A 24390-nucleotide genomic window follows, 5' to 3' on the forward strand; every position below is an offset into this window, starting at 1 on the left:
GTGGGGGGATCGGAATGAAGTCGCATGGCGGAACACCGCTACCGGTAAGTCCGGACGGGACTTGTCGTTTCAAGCATGCCGAAGATGCAGGCAGCGGAGCGTTCAGGCATTTCCTGCGGACGCCGAATGACAACGAGATCTTTCGCATGAACGGAACCGTCCCGCGCGACGATATCCGACGTGCGGACGACCTGCTAACCCGGCTTTCTCACCACTTCCTCTTCTCAGATCATATCTGGGATGCCTATGAGGGGAAAAAGGCGGAAGCCTGGGAAAATCCCGATATTCCCGCAGGGTACACTTACCTCCTGCAGCTTGTGGCGCACGATCTCGTGCAGGCCTCGATTGTTTTTCCCCGTATGAACCGACGGGTCGGCGAACTCAGAAACCACAGGACCTTTGCCCTGGATCTGGATACGCTTTATGGCTCCGGTCCGGCCGCATGTCCCCACGCCTACTCGACCTCGACGAAATTCGGCTTCAGGTCGCGCCTGAAGTTGAGCCGGATGCGGCAAAGCAACAAGCTCGTACCCGCCGCGAAACCCGCATTCCGGGACATCGGCCGCGGCTATGCGCACGAGGACAACAGTTTCCCGCGCAACGGCCCGACAGAGGCTCTGCTGGCGGATCCCCGCAATGACGATAACGCGAACATCTCTCAGCTTCTGACCGTGTTCATCTGGCTCCACAATACGGTGATCGAGAGCATCGAAGCGCAGGGAACAGTTCCCCCCGAATACTCGCAGGAGGTCGCCGAAGAGTACAGATTCGGCCAGGCACGCCAGATCGTGACGGAAACCTACCGGCGGATCGTGCGGCATGACCTGCTCCCCCGGATCCTGCATCCGGATGTGCTGCGACATTACGAGACCGACAAGAGCCCGTACCTCGAAACCGACGCCGACGAGCGCATGCCCATGGAATTTTCCCATGCGGCGTTCAGGTTCGGCCACGCCATGATCCGCCCGAGTTACAGGCTGAACACCGGGCACCCCGGTTTTTCGATCGGAGACATCCTGCGGACGAACTCCCTCCGCGAGCCCTACAGCATGCCGCTGAACGAGAAGTGGATCGTCGAATGGTCCCGCTTCTTCGAACTCGGCGATCCCAGCCTCGTCAATCTCAGCCGGCGGATCGGTCCGAGCCTTTCTTCCGGCCTCGAGGTCCCGGATGGCTTCGGATTTCCGCTCTCGGGAACGACCGAGACGCTCGCCCATCGCGATCTCTTGCGCGGAGCATCGGCGGATCTGTGGTCCGTTCCGGCCCTGATCGCCGAGATCAGGATGCGTAAGCCCGGTCTGATCGCAATGTCGCCATTGCTCTACGACGTCACCGCCATGCGAACACGACTGCACGAGTGGCTGACCGCCAACTGGAGCAGCGGCGGACAGGCATTGAGCGAGTGCCAGATCGACACGATCGCGGAAGACCCGCCGCTTTTCTTCTTCATTCTTTTCGAAGCCATGGCCGAGGCGGACGGCCGCCATCTCGGCGTCCTCGGATCAACGATTGTCGCCGAAGTCCTGCTTCGCCGCCTGGATTCGATCGCCCCCGAAACCGGCACGGCAAGCTACCCCGCGACTGGCTTCGAAACGGTTCGGACGATGCCCGCTCTGCTGCGGACACTCGCCGAGCAATCCGGACTTTCCACTGCCTCACCAAGTTTTCTGTAAGTCCGGGAAAACAGGGACTCATAAACAAGGAGACAAAAATGACAGACGTATTGAACAGATTCGGAATCGACGACGGCTACCATGCCAGGTTCGGCCAACTGATCAAAGACTGGGCGCGCGGGATAAAGCAGCCGCCGGCCGACCTTGACGCCTTCAAGCAGCAGCTGGAGGACGAAGGCATCAAAGCGAGTTACCCGACCGGCGCGAACGAACTCAAGACGCTGAATGTCTTCCGGGCCGATTCCTCACGTCTTGATATCCGGCTGCCGCCGACCGATTTCCTCGACGATTCCGAGAGTTTCATCGTGAAACACGGATACGTCATCCCGAAATTCTACCACGACGCGTTCGACTCCGAGCCAACCATCGACGATGTGATGGTCTTTCACGCAGCACGTATTGGGGACTACACCCTCGCGAACTGCACCTGAACGACCTGAGGTCGCCTCAATCCATGGGAAATCCTGCGCGTTCGAGACTGCGACGCAGGATTTCCCCGTCCCTCGTCTTGCGGATCGGAAACAGCTGTAGAAGCCATTCGGTCATCTCGCTTTCACTCTTGATTTCATCACCCTGCCATCGCCGCCTGATGTTGGCCTGACAGCGCGCCGCCTCCTCCTGCGCTTCTCTCGCTCGGCCGAGCTGGACCAGGGATGCCGCCCGCCACGCGCCGTTGTTGCAGAGAAAATCGCCAGCCAGCGTGGCCGCTTCCAGTGCCCCCTCGTAGTCCGCAAGGAAGAATTTTACGCCAGCAAGATAGCCCCAGTGGAGGGGGAGCGGTTCGACGCAGTTTGCCATGCCTTCGGCGGCCAATTTCTCGGCGCGTATGTCGTCGCCGAGAAATGCAAGTCCCTGTGCGACAGACAACAGGGTCCAGGGATCCAGGTCGTTCAGTTCGCGCGCGAGATCGAAATGCATTTCGGCCGGCTCGAATTGCTCGTCGAAAGCGTAGGCCCAGGCAAGGCAGAGGTGGGTTCGCGAATCCACCGGATCGAGCTTTGCCGCAGTCCAGGCGAGACCAAGAGCACTTGTCTGGTTCTCCCTGTTCCGGAACACGCCCGGATGAACGATGTGACGCGCGTTCTTCAATTGAACAAGACTACTGTAGGCGGGCGCGAAATCAGGCGCGCGCCGGATAACCTCTTCGAACAGATTAGAAGCCGCCTGCCAGTCGCCCGGATCGTATCGATTGATCAATGCCTGGCCCCGCAGCCAGGTGTCGTAGAGATGGGTCGGGATGGCTGTGGACTCGAGGGGGCGCAGCATCCGGCCGATCGAGAGGTGAACGTTGAGCGCGGCGGTCACGCTCCGGACGATCCTCTGCTGCGACATGATCAGGTCGTCTATCCCGAGCGTGAAACGATCGCTCCAAACGTAGAACCCTGTATCCGTATCCTTGAGTGTGAGAACGACATTGGTTTCGTCCTGCTTGCCGAGCACCGATGCCTGAACCACGAACCGCACATCCGGATTGGAACGGGCCAGCTGGGAGCTTTGCAGATCCAGTATGCGCCACTCCCGAAAGCGAACGAAGGAACCGATCAGGAAATGCCGGAACCCCATGAGCAGATGGTGTTGTCCGGGATGCGCGCCTTCGAGCGAAAACGGTTCGACGGCAATGACCATTCGAGGTGCGTCGGGCGCGACCATTGCAGCCGTTGCGATCGGTGACGGTTCCACTGGTTTTGCCTGCGGGGAGCCTTTTGTCACCTCATCGAACTCGCCGCTCTTGATCCTGGCGACCAGTTCCTGGGTCTTTGCAGAGGGCTCCATTGCATAGTCTTCGTCGAGCACGTCCCAGAGAATCTTGTAGACTCTGAGGGCGCCGCCGATGTTGCCCGAGGTCGCCCGCGCCCACATCAGATAGCGCACGGATTCCTCGTGGGTCGGGTCGAGATTGACGATCGCTTCGGCCGCCCGCACGCGCTCTGTCTCGCTGACCGCCTCATCGGTCAGGATCTCCTCCAGCGAACGCGAAAGTCGTTCGCGCAGACTTTCCCGGCGGGCCATGAGCCACATGCGGAAAGCCGGATCCAGATCTTCAAGGTCGGACAGAAGCTTCCCGGGGAAATCGGTAACGTCCAGCAGCTTCTGGTGAACCGTCTTGTTGTCTGCCGCCTCTATCACTTGCCAGACATCGACCAGCAAGGTTTCCTCGTTCAGAGAAACCGTCAACTTGTCGATAAACAGGCCTTCGTAGCCGGATTCGTCGCAGGATCGTCTCAGCCAGTGCAGCACCTGGCGCAGCGATGTCCGCGCATTCGCTTCCGGGGTCTCACTCCAGAGCAGACCGACCAGACGCTCGCGGGATGACGTGCGGCCCTCGCTGAGCGCCAGATAGCCCAGCAGCGCAAGGAGCTTGCGCCGCTTCAGATCGAGACGCTGGTTTCCTACGACAGCGGTTTGCTCCGCGACGAGGGAAAGATTGAGCGTTTTTCCAGGGGCGCTTGTGGCGCCGCCATCTGCTGGATACACGATCTCGATTTCAGCCATGCCTCACCGCCCCGATTACATCAGTGCAAGGGAAACAGGGGTTCGTCGATGCCGGATTCGTCAAAACAGCGTTTCAAACGAGGGCTGACGACCTTGCTTGGATAGAGTTGCAGCTGCGGGACGATCATCCGAGCCACGGGAATACCGAAGCGCTCGCGGGTGAGATCGACCCGATAGACTTTGGCTCCGATCGTTCCGAGACGCTGCACGATCCTCGGAAGAGTAAGCCCGGGTCCGGCATCGTCTTCCGCAACCGGCATATACCGTGCCGGCACACCGGCGGGGTGCAGATGCTCGCAGGAGTCCGCGCTAATCACCGCCGCCCGCTCCTTATGCCGCAGGTCGACCGCGTTAAGCGCCTCCGCGCCCGACTGCGCTTCCTTCGCCCTCACGACATCGTAGGCCATTTCCATCTGGCACATTTCGCGAATGGCGGATCGGAGCGCGGCGGCGACGGAGGCACGGCAAGCCGTGCCGCAGGCGACGTGTGATCCGTCCCGCTCCACTGAAATCGACGCCATCACTGGGACACCGACATCGGTCGTGATGTCGAGGAACCAGGTGACCCGCCCCACTCTCTCTCCGCGAAGCGTTGCCAGGTAGAGCAACGCGCCCCGAACCCCGGGTTCCTCTGCCGCGAGAGGACGCCCCCTGCGCCGCCCCCACCACCAGAGAGCGGCGGCGTCCCGCTCGATCAACTCGAAGAGGCCGTGAAGCGCGGCAGCATCCAGCGTATCGCCAGCACCGCAACCGGTTCCGAGCATGAAGGGAGGGGTGACAGCGCCAGAATTCCTCAGGCTTCGGATGCAACGATCGAAAGGAAGTGAAACCTCCGCACCTGTCGCGAGATCATTTCCACGGATCATCCTGCCTCCACTCCAGTCGGGCGCGCCCTCAGCATCGGGGAACACATCGACCAGAGGCTCTTCGTCACCGGAACCGGCCACGTCACCGTCATGTTCGAACTGGGAGAGGAATTCGATGCCCTCTCCGACGCAGGATTCAAACGCGCTCCTGATGTCGAGCCCCGATCCGGTCACGCTCCCGGGCGCTTGCCCTGCTACCGACTCCGGCCGCACCACGGCCCCCATCAGCACCAGTCCCGGCGCATGGCGTGCGGAAAGCAGAAAAACGCGATCGAAACTTGTCGCCGCATTCAGAAGTGCCCCCCGGTGAGCCTCTATCTCGGGATCTCCACCCACATTTTCCCGGTACCCAAGTGCGCGCAGAAATGCGTCCGCCGCACCATCCGCCGGGTTTCGGCCAGCAGTTTCGGATGCAACGAACAGATCCGCAGCCCGCGCTAGTACGGCGGTGTCCAGATCCTGCAACATAGAGTCAGAACTCCAGGCCAGTGACGCGCCGGAGTGCGAACGGTGTGTTCCCGCCAAGATCATGGCCATCTAAATGATCGGACATGCTATTTCCCTCTCAATAGCCCCATAAGAGGGTATTCAGACTTCAGTTTGGTTAACAATTTTTAACCATGAAATCATACAAATTTTTAAACATTTTACCACGATGCAAGAAAAATACATGACCTAGGCCGACGCGAAAGTGTCGCTTACGAAACCGGCAAAAGCGTTTTAGTCGCCATTGGCTATTCTACTGCTTTGGATTTCCGGCACGACTATTTGTGCATCGGTCAAGATCCTGAAGAGCATTGAACGGTTTGCACCAAATCCGAGCCACGCCGCGCTTTACGTCTTTGAACGCAGCCGACAGAGGCATGGGAAGGAAAAGACGAGAGTGATCGACCGAGTGAAACGGGATCCGAAACGTAAAATAAAAACGGCGCCTCGCGGCGCCGTTTTGGTATCCGTGATCGGCCTGGAACGGCGATCAGCCCTCGGTCTTGATCTGTTCCAACGCCACCGCGTTCAGTTCCTCGATCTTGTGGCGGATGCGATGTTCGGAAAGATCCGCGCCGGAGCCCTCCACACTCTTCAGAACGAACTCGACGACATCGTCTACGCCCGCCTTTTCCATGTCGGCCGCGATGACGTCCTTGGCATAGGCCTCGGCTTCGGCGCCGGTCTTGGAAAGAAACGTCTCCGCCACCCAGAGGCCAAGAAGCTTGTTGCGCCTGACGGAGGCTTTGAAGGCGAGTTCTGAGTCGTGGGCGAACTTCGCTTCCTCACCCTTCTGGCGTTTATCGAAACCTGACATCGGTCGAATACTCCCTCGTCTCTATCCCGTCGCGGCCCGCCGCATCAGCCGGACGTCGGCTTCAGTAGGCGCGGGCCTTAAAATCGGCGGCAACCTATCAGGCCGGACGCCATCTGTTAACTGGCAGATTGCCGCAAATCGTCCAGTTGTCAAAAAATGTTTCCGAAGCGTAGGGTCTCGCCCATGTGCACCCTCATCCTCCTGCGCCGCCCCGGCGATGCCTGGCCCGTCCTGATTGCCGCCAACCGCGACGAAATGCAGTCCCGGCCATGGCTGCCCCCTGCGCGCCACTGGCCCGACCGCCCGGAAACTCTGGCCGGTCTCGACAAGCTGAGCGGCGGTTCCTGGCTGGGCCTGAACGACCACGGCGTCGTTGCCGGGATCCTCAACCGGCGCGGATCGCTCGGTCCCGCCGTGGGCAAGCGCAGCCGCGGCGAGATTGTGCTCGAGGCCCTGGAGCACGCCGAGGCCGAAGAGGCAGCCAAGGCACTGGGCGAGCTCGAAGGCAGCAGCTACCGCAGCTTCAACATGCTCGTCGCCGATGCGGAAAAAGCCTACTGGCTGCGCAACGAGGGCCGGGACGACGGCGAGATCGATGTCTTCGAGATCCCGGAAGGGCTCTCCGTCTTCACAGCCTACGACGTCAACGATCCGGACAGCCCGCGCGTCCGCCGTGCCCTGCCCCGTTTCCGCATCGCCGCCGCGCCCGACCCGGACAGCGGCGATTGGTCCACCTGGGAAAAACTCCTCTCGGACCGAACCCGCGGCGTCGGGTCGGATTACGGGTCCGCGATCAATCTCGACAACGGCGAGGGTTTCGCGACCGTGTCATCCTCGCTGATCGCCCTGCCCGCAGATCCCGGACGCAATGCGGTCTGGCGCTTTGCAGAAGGCCCCCCCGACCGGCATCCCTACAATCCGGTCGATCTGGCGGGCTGAGAAAATGGCAGCGGAGCGGAAAACCGGCAGCAGCGGAGCGTCCGGACGAAAACGGAAGAGCGCCCCCCTTTCCAGCGAGACCATCGTCGCCGCCGCGATCGATCTGCTTGATCGCGAGGGCCTGGACAACTTCTCCATCCGCAACATCGCCAAAGCGCTGGGGGTTTATCCCACCGCGCTCTACTGGCATGTGCCGAGCCGCCACCTCCTGATCGCCCGCGTGATCGCGGCCCTCTTCGCAGATGTCCTGCCGGAAGATAACCCGGACTGGCGCATCTGGCTGAAAGAGCTGTTCCGCCGCTACCGAGACATCGTCCGCGCGCATCCCAACGTCGCGCCCCTGGTCGGCGGACATCTCGTTTCCAGCGCCAGCGTCGATCTCAGGCTCGTCGAAGCCATCCTCTCGACACTTGCCCGCGCCGGGTTCGACGGCGAGAGGCTGGTGGCCGCCTATAACAGCGTCATCGTCGGGATGTGCGGCTACGCCACACAGGAGTTCGCGCATGTCTTTCCGGATCCGGACGGCGCGCTCGAGACCTCTCTGACCGCCAGCGTCGAGGCCGCCGATCCGGCGCTTTATCCGACCCTGGCGGCCGAGCGGCGCCGGCTTCTGAACCGCGCCCTGATATTGCGCTGGCAGAACGGAAACCAAGCTTCTCTCGAAAGCGGATTCGAGATGTTTACGGATGCGCTGATCGCCGGACTGGAGCTACAGCTCACACACCACTGAGGGTCCACAAAACGTCTATTGTACAGTGTACAGTAATGTGATTTCCTCCAGCTGTCTTTCAGCCTCTTATTCTCAGCAGGAGCGAATGGTGGCAAACGAACAGAGGAAACCGGCCGGATCATTCGGCGACAGAGGCGGTCCGGTCGATGTTTTCTATCTTCCCGAAGGCGCACCGCGGCGTCCGGTCGTCAGCCATGGTGACGGCGTCTGGCTCTGGGATACCGACGGCAACAAGTACATCGATGCCTGCTCCGGACCGGTCACAACCAATCTCGGCCATCGCAACATGCGGGTGGTCGAAGCCATGCGCGCGCAGGCGGAGAAAATCTGCTTCGCCGGCCGGCCGCATTTCGAGAACCAGCCGAACATCGATCTTGCAGACCTCGTCACCCGCCATGCGGGTCCGGGCTACGAGCGCGCCTTTTTCGTTTCCGGCGGGTCCGAGGCGACGGAAGCGGCGATCAAGCTCGCCCGACAATATGCGGTCGCGCGCGGCGAAGCGGACCGCTGGAAGGTGCTCGGCCGGGATCCCGGATACCACGGCGCCTCGCTCGGCGCCGCCGCGGTCAGCGGCGATCCTGTCTCCGACTCGATCTTCGCCAAGGTCATGCAAGTGATGCCGAAGGTTCCGGCTCCCTTTGCCTACAGGCTGCCGGAAAATCACGATGCCGACAGCTATGCCCGGCACTGCGCCGCCGCGCTTGAAGCGACCATCGTCGCGGAAGGCCCGGAAACCGTTCTCGCCTTCATCATGGAGCCGGTCGGCGGCCTCGCCACGGGAGCGCTCGTCGCGCCCGACCATTACTACAGGACCGTACGCGAAATATGCGACCGGCATGGCGTGCTGCTGATTTATGACGAGGTGATGTGCGGTGCCGGACGCACCGGCACCTTTCTCTGCGCCGAACACTGGCCCGACGCGAAGCCCGACATCATCACGCTCGCCAAGGGCATCGCCGCGGGCTACACGCCGCTCGGCATGGTCCTGGCCTCCGCCGCCATGGTCGATACCGTCGCCCGGGCCGGCGGCTTCATGCATGGCCACACTTATGCCGCCAATCCGCTCAGCTGCGCCGTCGGCCATGCAGTTTTGAGCGAACTCATCGAGCACGATCTGATGACGAACGCGGCGAAGATGGGGGAGCGACTGCGCGCTCGACTGCGGGAAATCCAGAGGGGAAGCCGCGTCCTCGGCGACGTGCGCGGCCTGGGCCTGCTGAACGCAATAGAAATCGTCATGGACCGGGAGACGAAGCAGATCCCTCCCGCCTCGATGATGGCCGTCTTCCGCCTTATCGAAATCGGAATGCAGAACGGGCTTCTGCTCTACTCGCGAAGGACGGCGAACGGGAAATACGGCGAATGGCTCATGGTGACGCCGCCGCTGATCGTGACGGAAGAGGAAGTGGACGAGATCGCGGAGCGGCTCGAAAGGACACTCCACACATTCGAGAGGGAAATTACCGCCTGACGCGGCATCCCGGCACCGGGGCGGATCGTTTACCGCTCCGGTGCCGGGTGTGCGGATCACATAGCGCGGACCCGGGCCAGAAACTGCTCGACCTGCTGGTTCAGTTCATCGGCCTGCGACGAGAGGGATTGCGCGAAGTTCAATACGGTCGTGGCGGATTCGCCGCTCTCATGGGTTGCCTGGGCGACCCCGCTGATATTCACAGACACTTCCTGCGTCGCGGCCGACTGTTCCTCGACGGCACTTGAGATCGTGGTCCCGATCTCGTTCACCTGGGCAATGATCTTGGCGATCTCGCCAATCGAATCCGCAGTGGTCTGGGTCGAGTCCTGAATGCCTTTGACCTGCTGGGCGATCTCCTCCGTCGCCGTGGCGGTCTGGTTTGCCAGGTTCTTGACCTCCGACGCGACGACGGCGAAGCCTTTTCCGGCCTCGCCCGCCCGGGCCGCCTCGATCGTCGCGTTCAGGGCCAGCAGGTTCGTCTGTTCCGCGATATCCGCGATGATCTTCGTGATCTCGCCAACCTTCTGCGCGGCACTCAGCAATTCCGAGACCATCTTCTCGGATTTGTCCGCCGCATCGACCGCGCTACCGACAGCCCGGGTCGATTCAGAGATCTGCCGGGCGATCTCGTTGACCGAAGCGGTCAGCTCCTCCGTCGCGGAAGATACTGTCGCGGACTGCTGGTTGGTCTGCTCGGCGTTCGCGGCCAGCGTCTGCGCCGTCATTTCGAGATCGCCGGAAGACGTCGCCACGCTCTCGACCGTTCGCTTCACACCCTGTTCGAACGCATTCGCCAGCTCCGCATTCTCCTGCTTGCGCTTGGTCAGATCTGTCGCGAACTTGATGACCTTGAGAGGCTTGCCGTTGGGGTCAAGGATCGGGTTATAGGAGGCTTCGATCCAGACCTCCTTGCCGCCCTTCCCGATCCGCTTGTACTGCCCGGCCTGGAACTTGCCCTTCCGCAGCTCTTCCCAGAACCCTTTGTACTCGGCGCTCTGCGCATATCCCGGTTCGGCAAACATGCTGTGATGCTTGCCGGCAATTTCCTTGAGCTCATAGCCCATCGTCTTCAGGAAATTTTCGTTGGCAGTAACGATCGTCCCGTCCAGTTCGAACTCGATTACGGCCTGGGAGCGGTCGATCGCTTCGACCTTGCCGAGAAGTTCGGCATTCTTTTTGGTCAGCTCCGTGATGTCGGTCGCGAATTTCACGACCTTGTAGGGCTGACCGCTACCGTTCGATACCGGATTGTAGGAAGCCTCGATCCAGACCTCTTTGCCGCCCTTGCCGATCCGTTTGAACTGCCCGGCCTGGTATTTCCCGTTCCGCAAGTTCTCCCAGAAAGTCTTGTATTCCTGGCTCTCCACGAAGCCTCTTTCCGCGAACATGCTGTGATGCTTTCCAACAATTTCCTTCAGGCTGTAGCCCATCGTTTTCAGGAAAATCTCGTTAGCCGACAGGATTGTTCCATCCGGGCGAAATTCGATAATCGCCTGGGACTTATTCAACGCCGAAAGCTGAGCGGCGGCGTCGCCGCGCGAGAACATGAAAGACAAGGCCGGACTCCAGTATGAGGTGGATCAACGGCCCGCACATTTGCCTAAAATTCAAAACAAATAATTAAAATTCGCATACATATGTACACAAATATCTCATATCGGAATGTGAGAGGAGGGAGAAATTTAATGATATCCATCAAATTATCACAACGGCTTAGCCAAGGTCTTGCGATGGATCCGACACCATAATTTCCATATGACTATTGCGTTGTTTCTTATTTCGAACGAATAATCTGGACGGACTTTCGACGAAACATCCAACGTCAGCCGTTCGGGTTCATCATTGTGAACTCGGATGCAATCCCTCTCGGCTATCGACGCGAGCGTTTGGCCACGCACTCTTCCCCGATTGTCATTGCCCTACCTTGTGTTTATATGGAGCGCGCATTTCCTGTCGCCGCGGCGGCGGGCGCTCCGCATCCCGGAAACCGACCGCCAGATCGACAAGGCGGGGAATCTCATGGCACGACGCAGAAAACTCTACGAAGGCAAGGCCAAAGACCTTTACGAGGGGCCCGAGCCAGGCACGATCATTCAGTATTTCAAGGATGATGCGACGGCGTTCAACAACGAGAAGCACGGTGTGATCACCGGCAAGGGCGTGTTGAACAACCGGATCAGCGAGTACCTGATGACCCGGCTTTCCGAAATCGGGATTCCGACGCATTTCGTGCGCCGCCTGAACATGCGCGAGCAGCTTGTGCGCGAGGTCGAGATCATCCCGGTCGAGGTGGTTGTCCGCAACGTCGCCGCCGGCTCCATCGCCAAGCGTTTCGGGATCGAGGAAGGCACCATGCTGCCGCGCTCGATCATCGAGTACTATTACAAGTCTGACGAACTCGGCGACCCGATGGTCGCCGAAGAGCACATCACCGCCTTCGGCTGGGCCACGACACAGGACGTCGACGACATCATCGCATTGTCGCTGAGGGTGAACGATTTCCTGACCGGCCTGTTCGTAGGCGTCGGCCTTCGGCTGGTCGATCTCAAGCTTGAGTTCGGCCGTTACTATACCGAAGACACGCTGCAGATCGTACTCGCGGACGAGATCAGCCCGGACAATTGCCGGCTCTGGGACACCAAGACCGACGAGAAACTGGACAAGGACCGTTTCCGCCGCGATCTCGGTGGTGTCCGCGAGGCGTACCAGGAAGTCGCGCGCCGGCTCGGCGTGCTGCCCGAAGCGGGTCCGATGGATCTCAAGGGCCCGAAAGCCATTCAGTAAGCCGCGCGGCGGCACCGGAACGAAGCGAAATTGGTGAGAAGATGAAAGCCACGGTTCACGTCACCCTCAAGAACGGCGTCCTCGACCCGCAGGGCAAGGCCATCGAACATGCGCTCGGCGCGCTCGGCTTCGCCGGCGTCGATCAGGTCCGCCAGGGCAAGTTCCTGGAGCTCAAGCTCGAGGAGACCGACAAGGAAAAGGCGCGCGCCCAGGTCACCGCCATGTGCGAGAAGCTGCTCGCCAACACCGTCATCGAGAACTACACGGTCGAGATCGAAGGCTGAGGGCGGCCGCGTGGCCGATTATCGCATCGTCAGCCTTTCTGAAGTCCCGCACCATCTCGAGACCGTGGCCCGCTGGAGCAACGCCGAATGGGGCGCCTCATTGGGATATAGCCTTCGGGAGACGACGGGCTGGTTCCGCGGCATGTTGGAAAATCCCGATGAAGATTGCGTGGTTGCCGTCTCCGGAGACGATGTCCTCGGCATGACCTGTCTCGTGGACCACGATCTGGAGTCAAGGCCGGACCTGCGACACTGGATTGCGAGCGTCTTTGTGGTTCCGGAGCGGAGAGGCAAGGGAATCGCCAGCGCCATGATCAGAGCTGCTGAACGACACGCCGCCGGGCGCGGCTTCCCGCTTCTGTATCTCTATACGCGCGGGGTTGAAGAACTCTACGAAAAGCTGGGCTGGAAAATAACCGAGCACTTCACGCTCGACGGCGACCGCTTCGCCCTCATGATCAAGCAGCCTGCACGCTAGTCTTCACCGATTGCATACTGGTTCTTGCCGCTTTTCTTGGCGACATACATCGCCTTGTCAGCGCGCTTCACGAGCGTATCGGGAGTATCTGTGGCACCGTTGAAGAAAGCGATGCCAATACTGGCACCGACCGTCGCGTGCCCTTCAGGGAACTCGAACCTTTCGGTGAAGCAGCTCAGCAGCCGGTCGGCGAGCGGCACCACCGCTTCCCGGAAGCCCAATCCGCTAAGGACCACGAGGAACTCGTCGCCGCCGATCCGGGCGACCGTATCGACTTCCCGGAAGCATGCGCTCATGCGCCGCGCCGCTTCTTTCAGCACCACGTCTCCGGCATCATGCCCGTATGTGTCGTTGACCACCTTGAAGCCGTCGAGATCGACATAAAACACGGCGGTCAGTGTTTGCTGCCGCTTGGCAAAGGCTGTCGCCAGCCGCAACCGGTCCATGCAGAGACGCGAAGTCGGCAATCCTGTGAGCCCGTCGTAATTGGCCAGTTCGGCCATCCTGCGTTCCGACTCGGAGAGGCGAATCGCAAGCGATTCGAGCTCCGCGGCCTGGTCCGCCATCCGGTCCTCGCGATCGCGCAGTTCGAGGATCTGGATCTCGAGCTCCTCACGGCTGCGGATCTGATTGCGTTCGAGTTCGACCCTGTCGGTGATCTCGTAAATCCAGCCGAGAACGCAGTCCTCTCCGTCATAGACGAACGGCCGGCACGACAGCAGAACCCAGAATGGCGTTCCGTCCTTGCGAACGAACTCGACCTCTCTGTTCTCCACGGCGCCTTTCTCGGTCATCTCCTGCATCAGGCGCTCGCGAACCGCCGGATCCGCATAATGGGAAGCGGCCTTAACGCCCACGAGTTCGCCGACGCTGTAGCCACACATTTCCTGGATCTTGCGGTTTGAATATCGCCGGCGTCCGTCCAGTCCGACGATATTCACGCCGATCGGACTATGGTCGAGAATCTCGCGCACGCGGCGCTCGTTCTCGACCCGCGCCTGTTCCGAGCGGGCGCGCTCCGTGACGTCGATAAAGGTCAGCAGGTAGCCGGTTCCGGGGACCGCGCAGCCCTGGACCTCCTGGATCGTGTCGCCTACCGGGATGCACAGCGCTCCCAAAGCGCGTCCCGCCGCGACATGCTCGATGATCTCAGGAGCGCAATCGATTCCCGAGATTGTCCCGGCCAATGTCGAAACCGCTGGCGGCCCGAAGGTGTCCGGATCGAAAAGCTCTTTGAATTTGCGGTTGGCGGCGATGACGGCGAGTTCCTCGTCAACCACCAAAATGCCTTGCCCGATGGCATCGAGGATCGATTCCAGAAGCGGGAAGCACTCCACGTTCCCGACTTCCACCTGATCCAATACCACGTCCCCCGCCTTTCACCAGCGACCCCAACATACGCTGGTACTAAAGCATATATTCCCGCCGGGCCGGACATGGCGTCAATCTGCATCTGCAATTTCAGCCCATCGTCCCGCTTAACGTCCCAAATGGCCTGCGACGCGGGCAGTTTCCCCGACTGCCGTGATAGCAGCGTGAATCCGGCAACACCGCTTGCACTTGGACGCCGCCTCCCGTACTTTCCGCCGCGCTGACCCAGCCCCAATCGAGAGGCCCCGCGTTGAAATCAGCCATCATCGTTTTTCCCGGCACCAACAGAGAGCGCGACATGGCTGTTGCGCTGCAACAGGCCAGCGGGAAAGCGCCGCACATGGTGTGGCACCGAGACACCGACATCCCCGATGTGGACCTGATCGTGGTCCCCGGCGGCTTCTCCTACGGCGACTATCTGCGTGCCGGCGCCATCGCCGCCCATTCGCCGGTCCTCCGGAGCCTGAAAGAGAAGGCAGACAAGGGCGTCCCGGTCATGGGAGTCTGCAACGGCTTCCAGGTCCTGACAGAGACCGGTCTGCTGCCGGGCGTGCTGATGCGCAATGCGGGGCTGAAGTTCATCTGCCGCAATGTCGGGATGCGGGTGGAGACCAGCCAGTCGCTCTTCACCGGCGGCTACGAGGACGGCCAGGTGCTGTCCATCCCGGTCGCGCACCATGACGGCAACTATTTCGCCGACGAAAGAACCCTCGACGAGATCGAGCAGAACGGCCAGGTGGCCTTCCGCTATGTCGACGAGAACGGCGAGATGAACGCGGCCGGAAATCCGAACGGCTCCGCCCGTAGCATTGCCGGCGTCTTCAATAAGGAAAAGACCGTGCTCGGCTTCATGCCGCACCCGGAAAACGCTATCGACAGCGCGGTCGGCGGCACAGACGGCCGTGGCCTCTTCGACGGACTGGTGAGGGCCCTCTCTTGAGCATTTCCAATATCGCCATCACGCCGGAAATCGTCGCCGAGCATGGACTGTCCGAGGACGAGTACGCCAGCATCCTGAAGATCCTCGGACGCGAGCCGAACATGACGGAACTCGGCGTCTTCTCCGCGATGTATTCCGAGCACTGCTCCTACAAGAGCTCGAAGAAGTGGCTGAAGACCCTGCCGACCGAGGCGCCGCACGTGATCCAGGGCCCGGGCGAGAATGCGGGCGTGATCGATATCGGCGACGGCGAGGCCGCGGTCTTCAAGATCGAGAGCCACAACCACCCGAGCTTCATCGAGCCCTACCAGGGCGCGGCAACCGGCGTCGGCGGCATCCTGCGCGACGTCTTCACCATGGGCGCGCGGCCGATCGCCAACTTGAACGCACTGCGCTTCGGCAGCCCGGACAATGCCAAGACCCGGCACCTGGTCGGCGGCGTCGTTGCGGGCATCGGCGGCTACGGCAACTGCATCGGCGTGCCGACGGTCGCCGGCGAAGTGAATTTCCACCCCGCCTATAACGGCAACATCCTGGTCAACGCGATGACCGTCGGCCTCGCGCCGGCCGACCGGATCTTCTATTCGGCCGCAGCCGGCGCCGGGAACCCGGTGATCTATGTCGGCGCCAAGACCGGCCGCGACGGCATCCACGGCGCGACCATGTCGTCCGCCGAGTTCAACGAGGATTCCGAGGAGAAACGCCCGACCGTGCAGGTCGGCGATCCCTTTACCGAGAAGCTGCTGCTGGAAGCCTGCCTCGAGCTGATGGCGACCGACACGATCATCGCCATCCAGGATATGGGCGCGGCCGGGCTCACCTCCTCCTCCGTCGAGATGGCGGGCAAGGGCGGGCTCGGCATCGAGCTCGACCTCGCCAAGGTCCCGGCCCGCGAAGAGAAGATGACGCCCTACGAGCTGATGCTCTCCGAAAGCCAGGAACGGATGCTCATCATCCTGAAGCCGGGCCCGGAAGCCGAGGCCGAGGCGCGGGCGATCTTCGACAAGTGGGAACTGGATTTTGCGGTCATCGGCCATCTCACCACCACCGGCAATCTCGTCCTGAAGATGGGCGAGGAGACCGTCGGCGACATTCCGATCGCCCCGATGGTCGCGGAATCCCCGGAATACGATCGCCCGTGGCAGCCGACCCCGGCCGCCCCGGTGCTCGATCCGGCCTCCGTCCCTGCCCCGGCGAGCCTCACCGGCGCGCTGAAGGACCTGATCGGCAGCCCGGACCTCTGCAGCCGGCGCTGGATCTGGGAACAGTACGACCACCTGATCATGGGCGACACCGCGATCCGTCCGGGCGGCGATGCGGCGCTGGTGCGCGTGCGCGACAGCAAGAAGGGCCTCGCGATGTGCGTCGACTGCACGCCGCGCTATGTGAAGGCCGCGCCGGAGACCGGCGGCGCCCAGGCCGTCGCCGAGACCTGGCGCAACATCACCGCGACCGGCGCCAAGCCGCTCGCGGTCACCAACAACATGAATTTCGGCAACCCGACCAAGCCGGAAATCATGGGCCAGTTCGTCGGCGCCATTAACGGCATGAAGGCCGCCTGCCTCGCCCTCGACTATCCGGTCGTCTCCGGCAACGTCTCGCTCTACAACGAGACCGAGGGCAAGGCGATCCTGCCGACCCCGGTGATCGGCGGCGTCGGCGTCATCGCCGATATCGAAAAGCGCGCCACCGTCGCCTTCAAGGCGGCGGACGAGGCCATCCTCGTGATCGGCGAGACCAAAGGCTGGCTCGGCCAGTCGATCTATCTGCGCGAGATCCAGGGCCGCGAGGAAGGCGCTCCGCCGCCGGTCGACCTCGCGCTGGAAAAGAAGAATGGCGATTTCGTCCGCGGCCTGATCGAAGAGGGCAAGGTCACCGCATGTCACGACGTCTCCGACGGCGGTCTCGCTATCGCGCTCGCAGAGATGGCGCTCGGTGCGAAGGGACTCGGCGCGGCGGTTGAACCTGCGGCGGGCCAGCCGGCCCACGCCTGGGCCTTCGGCGAGGATCAGGCGCGCTATGTCGTCACGGCGAAAGATGCCGATGCCGTGCTGAAGGCAGCCGCGGCGATGGGCGTATCCGCGACCGTCATCGGACGGACCACCGGGGACGGCGAATTGAAACTCGCCGCCGGTGACTCCATATCGGTGTCGGTGCTACGGTCGGTGTTCGAGGCTTGGCTGCCGGATTACATGGCCGCCTCCTGAGACCGACAAGAAACGAAGCAGGGACAAAAACACATGGCAATGGAAGCCGGAGAGATCGAACGCCTCATCAAGGAGACGTTCCCCGATGCCCAGGTCACGATCGAGGATCTGCGCGGGGACGGCGATCATTACGCCTGCCATGTTCTCTCCTCCGCCTTCGAAGGCAAGACCCGCATCCAGCAGCATCAGATGGTCTATCAGGCCCTGCAGGGCCGCATGGGCACCGAACTGCACGCCCTCGCGCTGCAGACCGGAACGCCCGGCTGATCTGATTCTGTTATAATCATTTAATCGAACGGCACACGGACCCATGAAAGGACCTCGCCATGCTTGACGACGCCACCCGCCAGCGTATCCAGAACGAAATCGACTCCACCGACGTGGTCCTGTTCATGAAAGGCACCCCGGTCTTCCCGCAGTGCGGCTTTTCCGCCGCCGTGGTTGGCGTGCTCAGCCATGTCGGCGTGAAGTTCAAGGGCATCAACGTGCTCGAGGATCCGGCGATCCGCGAAGGGATCAAGGAATTCTCCAACTGGCCGACGATCCCGCAGCTCTATGTGAAGAACGAATTCGTCGGCGGCTGCGACATCATCCGCGAAATGTACGAGACCGGCGAGCTGCTCGAGATGCTGAACACCAAGGGCATCGACGTGCAGATCGGCGCCGAGGCCTGATCCTTCCCGATCGAAGATGAGTACGAAAAGGGCCGCTTTCGCGGCCCTTTTCTTTTGCGTGTTCGTAGCGCTGGACCTCACTTGGTGGGATCGCAGGTATCCTGCAGCAGGACCCGCTCGCCCTGAAGGACGCTGAGCGTGCGGTCGCTTTCCTGGAAGCGCAGCGTCAGCACGGCACCCTCGCCCGCCTCCCCGCTCACCTTGCTCTGTTTGAAATTGCAGAGATAGCCGACGAGGCCGAGCGCGACGGTCTCGATCTTTCCCTCGACCGGCGCGGAGGTCGCGCCCTTGTCGATCGAGACGACGTCGCCATCCTCGCCGATCCCGACCTGGACGAAACTGACCAGCGAAGTCTCGTTGTGGATGAGGTTCTTGCGCACAGGCAGATCAGCGGCCTGGCCCGCCGCGCCGCCGAGAAGGACGAGCGCCACAACACCTGGAACCACTTTCAGAAACATTCTCTTGCTCCCTTGCGCCCGCGGCGGCCGGTCGCACTCCGGCGACGGCCCGGCGGGACGCTTCATCAACGTTCTTTTTCGATAAAGTGCCGGCCGCCGGTTTCGGGATTCTTGTTTTTGGCGCCTCTTGCGGTCGGCAAGAGTGCATTTTACGCCGAAAGATAACGGCGCGATATTTATTTCACGTACCAAGAAAACACGAAAACGAGAGCAAGTGTTCAGCAGGTCATAAACTCTTGCACAACCGTCATCCCGACGAAAGTCGGGATCCACTTTCCGATGACCTGACGGCTCAGAGAGTGGATACCGGATCAGGTCCGGGGTGACGATTGAGGGGAGCCGCCTTCTTCCCGGTCTTCCCCGTTGAGTTCCGCGAGGTTGTCCAGAAAGCGCGCGAGGTAACCGTTCAGCCGGCCGACATCCTCTTCCGAGAACCCTTCCAGCAGCTTGCGCTGCCGCGCCAGCGCGACCTCCAGCACCTCGGCATGGAGCGCATGCCCCTTCGCCGTCAGGAACCAGTCACGCCGCCGAGCACCGTCGTCCGGAGCGGCGAGACCGTCCGCCTCGAGACGTTTCAGGCACCGGCTGACCGCTCCCTTGTCGATGCCGATGGTCCGCGCGGCGTGGCTGACGCTGCTGCCCGGTTCGCGGGTCAGCATCACCAGCATGCGCCAGTCCATCGCCCCGATGCCGAACCTCTCCTGGTAATGCCGGGCCGCGCTGCGGGTGAAACGGTTGGCGGCGAAGGTCAGGAGCACGGTCGGCGTCCGCCGGAAGCTCAGCGTCTCCTGCGCCTCCCCGCCCGCTTCGTCAGGAACGGCTACGAGGAAGAGAGAGTCCGGAAGGTCGCTGGTCTCGTCCGTCATATCCTGCCTTTTCGCTCCTCGGATGATCGCTCCCAGCATCCCAGAGAGAACCCGTTGACTCAACAACACCCTTCTGTTGACATGACAACAAAAAAACGAGGGATATGGGATGGAAACGATCAGCGTCACCTGGATCCTGCTGGACGGAACGCGAAAATCGGTCGCTGTCGAGACCGGCGGCAACCTTATGCAGGCCGCGCTCGACAACGGGATCGACGGCATCGTCGGCCAATGCGGAGGCAGCCTCGCCTGCGCCACCTGTCACGTCGTCGTCGAAGAGGCACCGTCGGCCCTGCCGGAGATCGCCCCGGACGAGGACGACATGCTCGACATGGCCGAACCGGAGCGCCTGCCCGAAAGCCGCCTCTCCTGCCAGCTCGTCGCACTGCCGGAACTCGACGGCATCGTGCTGCGCGTACCCTGACGCAACGGAGATCCCATATGTCCACCGCCCCGATCTACGAGATCGATCCGAAGACCTTCTGGAAGGATCCCTACCCGGACCTGAAACGGATGCGCGCCGAGGCGCCGATCGCCTATGTGCCGCAGCTCGGCGCCACGCTCCTCACCCGGCGCGACGACATCTTTGAGAACGAGAAGAAGATCGAGATCTTCTCCTCCGACCAACCCCAGGGCCTGATGACCGTCCTGATGGGGCAGAACCTGATGCGCAAGGACGGCGCCGCCCATATGGCCGAGCGCAAGGCGATCTTCCCTTCGGTCTCGCCGAAGACGGTGAAATCGGTATGGAAGGCGCAGTTCGAGACGGAGACCGCCAAGGCCCTCGAAGAGCTTCGTCCGCTCGGACGGGCCGACATGGTGAAGGACATCGCCAAGCGGGTCTCCGGCGAGGCGCTGAAGGCGATCACCGGCCTCACCAACATGAGCTGGCAGGAAATGGACCGGGTCAGCCAGGGCATGATCGACGGCTGCGCGAACTATGCGGGCGATCCGGAAGTGGAGGCGCGCTGCCACGACTGCACCGGCTCCATCGACCGTCATATCGACGGCATGATGCCGCTGCTCCGGGAGACGCCGGACAGCTCCATGCTCTCGGTGCAGATGCAGGCAGGCCTGCCGGAAGAGGCCGTCCGCGCCAACATCAAACTGACCATCTCCGGCGGCCAGAACGAGCCGCGCGACGTGATCGCAGGCCTCGTCTGGACCATGCTTACCCATCCGGAGCAGCTCGCCCTCGTCCGCGACGGCAAGGCCACCTGGCTCCAGGCCTTCGAGGAATATGCCCGCTGGATCTCCCCCATCGGCATGTCGCCCCGCCGGGTCGCGCGGCGCTATGAGGCAAAGGGCGTGACGTTCGAGCCGGAGGACCGGGTCTTCCTGATGTTCGGCTCCGGCAACCGGGACGAGGCGGCGTTCGAGGACCCGGAGCGCTTCGACGTCACCCGCGACACCTCGCAATCCATCGCCTTCGGCGCCGGCCCGCATTTCTGCGCCGGCGCCTGGGCCTCGCGCTGCCTGATCGCCGAGGTCGCGCTGCCGATGATCTTCGAGAACCTGCCGGGCCTCGCGCTCGCCGGTGAGGTCCCGTTCGGCGGCTGGGCCTTCCGCGGGCCGCTGGAGATGCCGGTGACGTGGGGTACCATCGTGTCGTAAGTTCTCACGTCGACAGGAAAAACCCCGACTTGCCGCAGAAAATCCTGAATACTAGTCCTTCAGGGCTCCATTCAGTTTGTCCAGATCGAGGAACTCTTTAAAGCCTTGAACATTATTCTGTACCTTCTGGTGCGAGAAAATCTCCCGACCTGCAATCTGTCCCAAGACACTGAAACTGGTTTCCCAAACTTCATCGCCCTCATGCTTCCTAGCTTCACGAAATTCTTCGGTGCATCGACTGGAGATCAATTCTGTGACCAGGGCCGCTGTCTTTCTATTCGCCGATTCGACGGCGGTCTCATCCGGTTTCGGGAGTTCTTCCAGAGCAGGATGATCGCGCAAGGTAAGAAAGATCCACAATGCCAAATCCGTACGCTCACTCTTCAGAGTGGAGACAATCAGACAGCGGGCAGCCTTGTCAGTATATGGCCCCGCCGAAGCATGAAACGAAAACCCGACGAGCAACAATGCCACAAAAGGAATACGCCACATTTTCCAGATACCTCTTCAGGCTGCTCAACTGAAACGCGCGGATCTTAGCATCCGGAGCTATCGGCACTCATGAAATCTCCCGGGTGGCCGCGATCTTCCGAAACAACCGCCCGTCGATCGCCAGCAGTCCCGTCGCGATCAGGGCCATGCCCGCGAAATGCATCGGCGCCAGAGCTTCGTTCAGGAACAGCACGCCGAGCAGGATCGCGCTCACCGGCACCAGCAAGGTGACCAGCAGCAGGTTCATCGCCCCCGCCCGCTTCAGCAGCTCGAAATAGAGGATGTAGGCGAAGGCGGTGCAGAGCAGAGCCAGCCCGGCGAGCGACGCGACGGTCTCCGTCGACGGCATGGGCAGGGTCCAGGGCCGGTCGACGAGGGTGACCGCCGGGATCAGCAGCAGCGTCGAGGCCGTCACCTGGCCCGCGGCGGTCTGAACAGGCTCGATCCCCATGCCCTTGAAGCGCCGGCCGAAGACGCCGCCGAAAGCATAGCTGAGCGCGGCGCCGAGCAGGGCGAGCTGGCCGAGCAGCGTGCCGGCGATGCCGCCGGAGAGATCCTCGCCCACCATCAGCGCCACACCACCGAAGCCGAATGCGACGCCGAGGACGCGGAGCGGTCTGATCCGCTCGTCGTCGGTCATGAAATGGGCGACCAGAACGCCGAAGATCGGCGTCGCCGCGAGGAAGATCGAGGCAAGTCCGCTGGCGATCCGGGTCTGGCCGAAGACGATCAGCGAGAACGGCACGGCGTTGTTGAGGAAGCCCATGATCAGGAACGCCCGGAGCGCTTTCCAGTCCGTCGGCATCCGGTAGCCGAAGAGCGGCAGCGCCATCTGCATGACCAGCGCGGCGAGGCCGACCCGGACGAGCACGATGGTCAGCGGCGGAACGTCCGCGACGGCGACGCCGACGAAGAAGAAGGACCCGCCCCAGACCGCGGAAAGCAGAATGAGGATGCCCCATTCGACCGGCCCCATCGTCAGGTTCACTTGTGCATTCATGCCGTTCAGGTCTTTCCGGTCGAGAGATCGTGTCCGCGTGGCAGTGTTTTATCCCGCCACGCCGTCCGCCGCCGCCGCGAAACGGGCAGCGAACCCCTGCATAGACGAGATCAATGCCGTCAGAACTCCGTTTCTTGCGCGGCATAGCGCCTGCGCCCATTCGGCGATTGAGCGCGCCCCGGAGCGCGGATAGTCTGACCGGAAAATCTGATGGGAGAAAACGCCATGCAGGCCCGCATCGAGGCTTCGGCGATCACGCCGGTTCTGGAGCAGCTCCGCGAGCGCTTCGGCCAACGCTTTTCCACCGCCCCCGCCATCCTCGAACGGCACGGCCAGGACGAGAGCTATCACACGCCCATGCCGCCGGACGGCGTCGTCTTCGCCGCGAGTACCGAGGACGTGGCGGAGGTGGTCCGGCTCTGCGCGGAGCACCGCGTTCCGGTCATTCCCTTCGGCACCGGTACCTCGCTCGAAGGCCATATCGGCGCCCTCGCCGGCGGGATCTCGATCGATCTCTCGCAGATGAACAACATCCTCGAGGTGAATGCCGAGGATCTCGACTGCCGGGTCGAGGCGGGCGTCACGCGCAAGCAGCTCAACACCCATCTGCGCGACCAGGGCCTGTTCTTCCCGATCGACCCCGGCGCAGACGCCTCGATCGGCGGCATGGCGGCGACCCGCGCCTCCGGCACCAACGCGGTGCGCTACGGCACGATGCGGGAGAATGTGCTCTCGCTCACCGTCGTCACTGCATCCGGCGAGATCATCCGCACGGCGCAGCGCGCCCGCAAGAGCTCGGCCGGCTACGACCTGACCCGCCTCTTCGTCGGCTCCGAAGGCACGCTCGGCGTGATCACCGAAGTGGCGCTGAAACTCTACGGCATCCCCGAGGCAACCTCGGCCGCGGTCTGCCAGTTCGGCGATCTCGAAAGCGCGATCAATACGGTGATCCTGACCATCCAGTCCGGCATCCCGATGGCGCGGATCGAGCTCCTGAACGACAGCCAGATGGAAGCCTGCATCCGCTTCTCCGGGCTCGAGGGCTACGAGAAGAAGCCGACCCTGTTCTTCGAGTTCCACGGCAGCGAGACCGGCGTGAAGGAACAGGCGGAAGCCGTCGAGGCGATCGCCGGCGAATTCGGCGGCAGCGCCTTCCAGTGGGCCGAGAAGGCGGAGGACCGCAACAAGCTCTGGGAAGCGCGGCACAACGTGCATTACGCGATCAAGTCCATGCGGCCCGACTGCGAGGTCATGGCGACTGATATCTGCGTGCCGATCTCCCGCCTCGCAGAGGCGATCCTCGAAGCCGAGAAGGATCTCGCCGCGACCGGCCTCAAGGCCGGCATCGTCGGCCATGTGGGCGACGGCAATTTCCATGTCGGCTATTGCATCGATCCGAAGAACAAGGAAGAGGTCGAGGCCGCCAAGGGCCATAATGAGCGCATGGTGATGCGCGCCATCGCGGCCGGCGGCACCTGCACCGGAGAGCACGGCGTCGGCCAGGGCAAGATCCGCTACATGGAGGCGGAACACGGGGCCGCGCTCGGCGCGATGAAGGCGATCAAGCAGGCGCTCGACCCGCTCGGCATCATGAATCCCGGGAAAGTTCTGCCCGCCTGATCCTCAGCTCCGACACGGAAAGCCCCATGCCTTAGCCCAGCGGCACCATGAAGGCCATCGTCGGCTGCGCTATCGAAGCAGGCGGGCCATATCGGGAAAATCAACATCACGCCCCGAAACGGGG

24 protein-coding genes are annotated in these 24390 nt (G+C 62.2%); 15 read left to right on the top strand and 9 right to left on the bottom strand.

The window, feature by feature from the left end; translation table 11 throughout:
* The first annotated feature begins 146 nt into the window (after window positions 1-146).
* Both IG122_RS06205 and IG122_RS06210 read left to right on the top strand, forming a co-directional pair.
* Window positions 147-1673 carry a peroxidase family protein gene (locus IG122_RS06205; protein ID WP_193181517.1) on the top strand — a complete coding sequence of 509 codons (1527 nt, stop codon included), beginning with the start codon at window positions 147-149 and terminating at the stop codon, window positions 1671-1673.
* Between the two features lie 38 nt (window positions 1674-1711).
* A complete protein-coding gene (locus IG122_RS06210) occupies window positions 1712-2104 on the top strand; it encodes a hypothetical protein (RefSeq protein WP_193181518.1) in 393 nt (130 codons plus the stop codon).
* A 16-nt stretch (window positions 2105-2120) separates the two neighbouring features.
* Here IG122_RS06210 and IG122_RS06215 read toward each other — a convergent pair whose 3' ends face one another.
* The 3 genes from IG122_RS06215 to IG122_RS06225 all read right to left on the bottom strand — a co-directional run bounded on the left by IG122_RS06215 (window position 2121) and on the right by IG122_RS06225 (window position 6335).
* On the bottom strand, window positions 2121-4166 hold the full coding sequence (locus IG122_RS06215; protein WP_193181519.1) for a BTAD domain-containing putative transcriptional regulator: 2046 nt from the start codon (window positions 4164-4166) through the stop codon (window positions 2121-2123).
* A 20-nt stretch (window positions 4167-4186) separates the two neighbouring features.
* The gene (locus IG122_RS06220; RefSeq protein WP_193181520.1) at window positions 4187-5569 is read right to left on the bottom strand and encodes a YcaO-like family protein; all 1383 of its coding nucleotides are present in this window, start codon (window positions 5567-5569) and stop codon (window positions 4187-4189) included.
* Between the two features lie 439 nt (window positions 5570-6008).
* Window positions 6009-6335, bottom strand: coding sequence for a DUF1476 domain-containing protein (locus IG122_RS06225; RefSeq protein WP_193181521.1), 327 nt, complete (start codon window positions 6333-6335; stop codon window positions 6009-6011).
* Window positions 6336-6518: 183 nt separating this feature from the next.
* Here IG122_RS06225 and IG122_RS06230 point away from each other — a divergent pair, with 183 nt between their 5' ends.
* The 3 genes from IG122_RS06230 (at window position 6519) to IG122_RS06240 (ending at window position 9475) form a co-directional block, all read left to right on the top strand.
* Entirely contained in the window at window positions 6519-7274 is a 756-nt protein-coding gene (locus IG122_RS06230; RefSeq protein WP_193181526.1) for an NRDE family protein, read from the top strand.
* Between the two features lie 4 nt (window positions 7275-7278).
* Window positions 7279-8004 (top strand): TetR/AcrR family transcriptional regulator, encoded by a 726-nt coding sequence (locus tag IG122_RS06235; RefSeq protein ID WP_193181527.1) that lies wholly within the window; start codon window positions 7279-7281, stop codon window positions 8002-8004.
* A gap of 88 nt (window positions 8005-8092) precedes the next feature.
* The gene (locus tag IG122_RS06240) at window positions 8093-9475 is read left to right on the top strand and encodes an aminotransferase family protein (protein ID WP_319024826.1); all 1383 of its coding nucleotides are present in this window, start codon (window positions 8093-8095) and stop codon (window positions 9473-9475) included.
* A gap of 56 nt (window positions 9476-9531) precedes the next feature.
* Here IG122_RS06240 and IG122_RS06245 read toward each other — a convergent pair whose 3' ends face one another.
* The gene (locus IG122_RS06245; protein ID WP_193182640.1) at window positions 9532-11025 is read right to left on the bottom strand and encodes a methyl-accepting chemotaxis protein; all 1494 of its coding nucleotides are present in this window, start codon (window positions 11023-11025) and stop codon (window positions 9532-9534) included.
* A 472-nt stretch (window positions 11026-11497) separates the two neighbouring features.
* Here IG122_RS06245 and purC point away from each other — a divergent pair, with 472 nt between their 5' ends.
* The 3 genes from purC to IG122_RS06260 are packed head-to-tail and all read left to right on the top strand — an operon-like array spanning window position 11498 to window position 13024.
* Window positions 11498-12262: a phosphoribosylaminoimidazolesuccinocarboxamide synthase gene (gene purC, locus IG122_RS06250; protein ID WP_193181529.1), complete on the top strand. Its 765-nt coding sequence runs from the start codon at window positions 11498-11500 to the stop codon at window positions 12260-12262.
* A 41-nt stretch (window positions 12263-12303) separates the two neighbouring features.
* Window positions 12304-12546: a phosphoribosylformylglycinamidine synthase subunit PurS gene (gene purS, locus IG122_RS06255; RefSeq protein ID WP_193181537.1), complete on the top strand. Its 243-nt coding sequence runs from the start codon at window positions 12304-12306 to the stop codon at window positions 12544-12546.
* Window positions 12547-12556: 10 nt separating this feature from the next.
* Window positions 12557-13024 carry a GNAT family N-acetyltransferase gene (locus tag IG122_RS06260; protein ID WP_193181539.1) on the top strand — a complete coding sequence of 156 codons (468 nt, stop codon included), beginning with the start codon at window positions 12557-12559 and terminating at the stop codon, window positions 13022-13024.
* Here IG122_RS06260 and IG122_RS06265 read toward each other — a convergent pair.
* Window positions 13021-14376 carry a diguanylate cyclase gene (locus IG122_RS06265; RefSeq protein WP_319024845.1) on the bottom strand — a complete coding sequence of 452 codons (1356 nt, stop codon included), beginning with the start codon at window positions 14374-14376 and terminating at the stop codon, window positions 13021-13023. The genes IG122_RS06260 and IG122_RS06265 overlap by 4 nt on opposite strands.
* Before the next feature lie 269 nt (window positions 14377-14645).
* Between IG122_RS06265 and purQ the strand changes: the two genes are divergently transcribed.
* The 4 genes from purQ to grxD are packed head-to-tail and all read left to right on the top strand — an operon-like array spanning window position 14646 to window position 18216.
* Window positions 14646-15335 (top strand): phosphoribosylformylglycinamidine synthase subunit PurQ, encoded by a 690-nt coding sequence (gene purQ / locus IG122_RS06270; RefSeq protein WP_193181550.1) that lies wholly within the window; start codon window positions 14646-14648, stop codon window positions 15333-15335.
* Window positions 15332-17542, top strand: coding sequence for a phosphoribosylformylglycinamidine synthase subunit PurL (gene purL / locus IG122_RS06275; RefSeq protein ID WP_193181552.1), 2211 nt, complete (start codon window positions 15332-15334; stop codon window positions 17540-17542). The genes purQ and purL overlap by 4 nt, the downstream gene beginning before the upstream one ends.
* Before the next feature lie 33 nt (window positions 17543-17575).
* Window positions 17576-17809, top strand: a complete 234-nt coding sequence (locus tag IG122_RS06280) for a BolA family protein (protein ID WP_193181554.1) — start codon at window positions 17576-17578, stop codon at window positions 17807-17809.
* 59 nt (window positions 17810-17868) lie between these two features.
* Window positions 17869-18216: a Grx4 family monothiol glutaredoxin gene (gene grxD / locus IG122_RS06285; protein WP_193181563.1), complete on the top strand. Its 348-nt coding sequence runs from the start codon at window positions 17869-17871 to the stop codon at window positions 18214-18216.
* Window positions 18217-18293: 77 nt separating this feature from the next.
* Here the strand turns inward: grxD and IG122_RS06290 are convergent, their stop codons facing one another.
* On the bottom strand, window positions 18294-18674 hold the full coding sequence (locus IG122_RS06290) for a hypothetical protein (protein ID WP_193181565.1): 381 nt from the start codon (window positions 18672-18674) through the stop codon (window positions 18294-18296).
* A gap of 311 nt (window positions 18675-18985) precedes the next feature.
* Window positions 18986-19540 (bottom strand): MarR family winged helix-turn-helix transcriptional regulator, encoded by a 555-nt coding sequence (locus tag IG122_RS06295; protein ID WP_193181566.1) that lies wholly within the window; start codon window positions 19538-19540, stop codon window positions 18986-18988.
* A 109-nt stretch (window positions 19541-19649) separates the two neighbouring features.
* Here IG122_RS06295 and IG122_RS06300 point away from each other — a divergent pair, with 109 nt between their 5' ends.
* Together IG122_RS06300 and IG122_RS06305 are read left to right on the top strand one after the other, a co-directional pair.
* The gene (locus IG122_RS06300; RefSeq protein WP_193181568.1) at window positions 19650-19964 is read left to right on the top strand and encodes a 2Fe-2S iron-sulfur cluster-binding protein; all 315 of its coding nucleotides are present in this window, start codon (window positions 19650-19652) and stop codon (window positions 19962-19964) included.
* A 17-nt stretch (window positions 19965-19981) separates the two neighbouring features.
* Complete coding sequence (locus tag IG122_RS06305) at window positions 19982-21154, top strand: cytochrome P450 (protein WP_193181570.1); 1173 nt, start codon at window positions 19982-19984, stop codon at window positions 21152-21154.
* Window positions 21155-21205: 51 nt separating this feature from the next.
* Here the strand turns inward: IG122_RS06305 and IG122_RS06310 are convergent, their stop codons facing one another.
* The gene (locus IG122_RS06310) at window positions 21206-21646 is read right to left on the bottom strand and encodes a hypothetical protein (RefSeq protein ID WP_193181572.1); all 441 of its coding nucleotides are present in this window, start codon (window positions 21644-21646) and stop codon (window positions 21206-21208) included.
* A gap of 67 nt (window positions 21647-21713) precedes the next feature.
* A complete protein-coding gene (locus tag IG122_RS06315; protein WP_193181574.1) occupies window positions 21714-22646 on the bottom strand; it encodes a DMT family transporter in 933 nt (310 codons plus the stop codon).
* A gap of 210 nt (window positions 22647-22856) precedes the next feature.
* Between IG122_RS06315 and IG122_RS06320 the strand changes: the two genes are divergently transcribed.
* Window positions 22857-24266: an FAD-binding oxidoreductase gene (locus IG122_RS06320; RefSeq protein ID WP_226893372.1), complete on the top strand. Its 1410-nt coding sequence runs from the start codon at window positions 22857-22859 to the stop codon at window positions 24264-24266.
* Window positions 24267-24390: the final 124 nt, after the last annotated feature.

The sequence above is a fragment of the Nisaea sediminum genome, from assembly GCF_014904705.1.
In the GTDB taxonomy this organism is placed as follows: domain Bacteria; phylum Pseudomonadota; class Alphaproteobacteria; order Thalassobaculales; family Thalassobaculaceae; genus Nisaea; species Nisaea sediminum.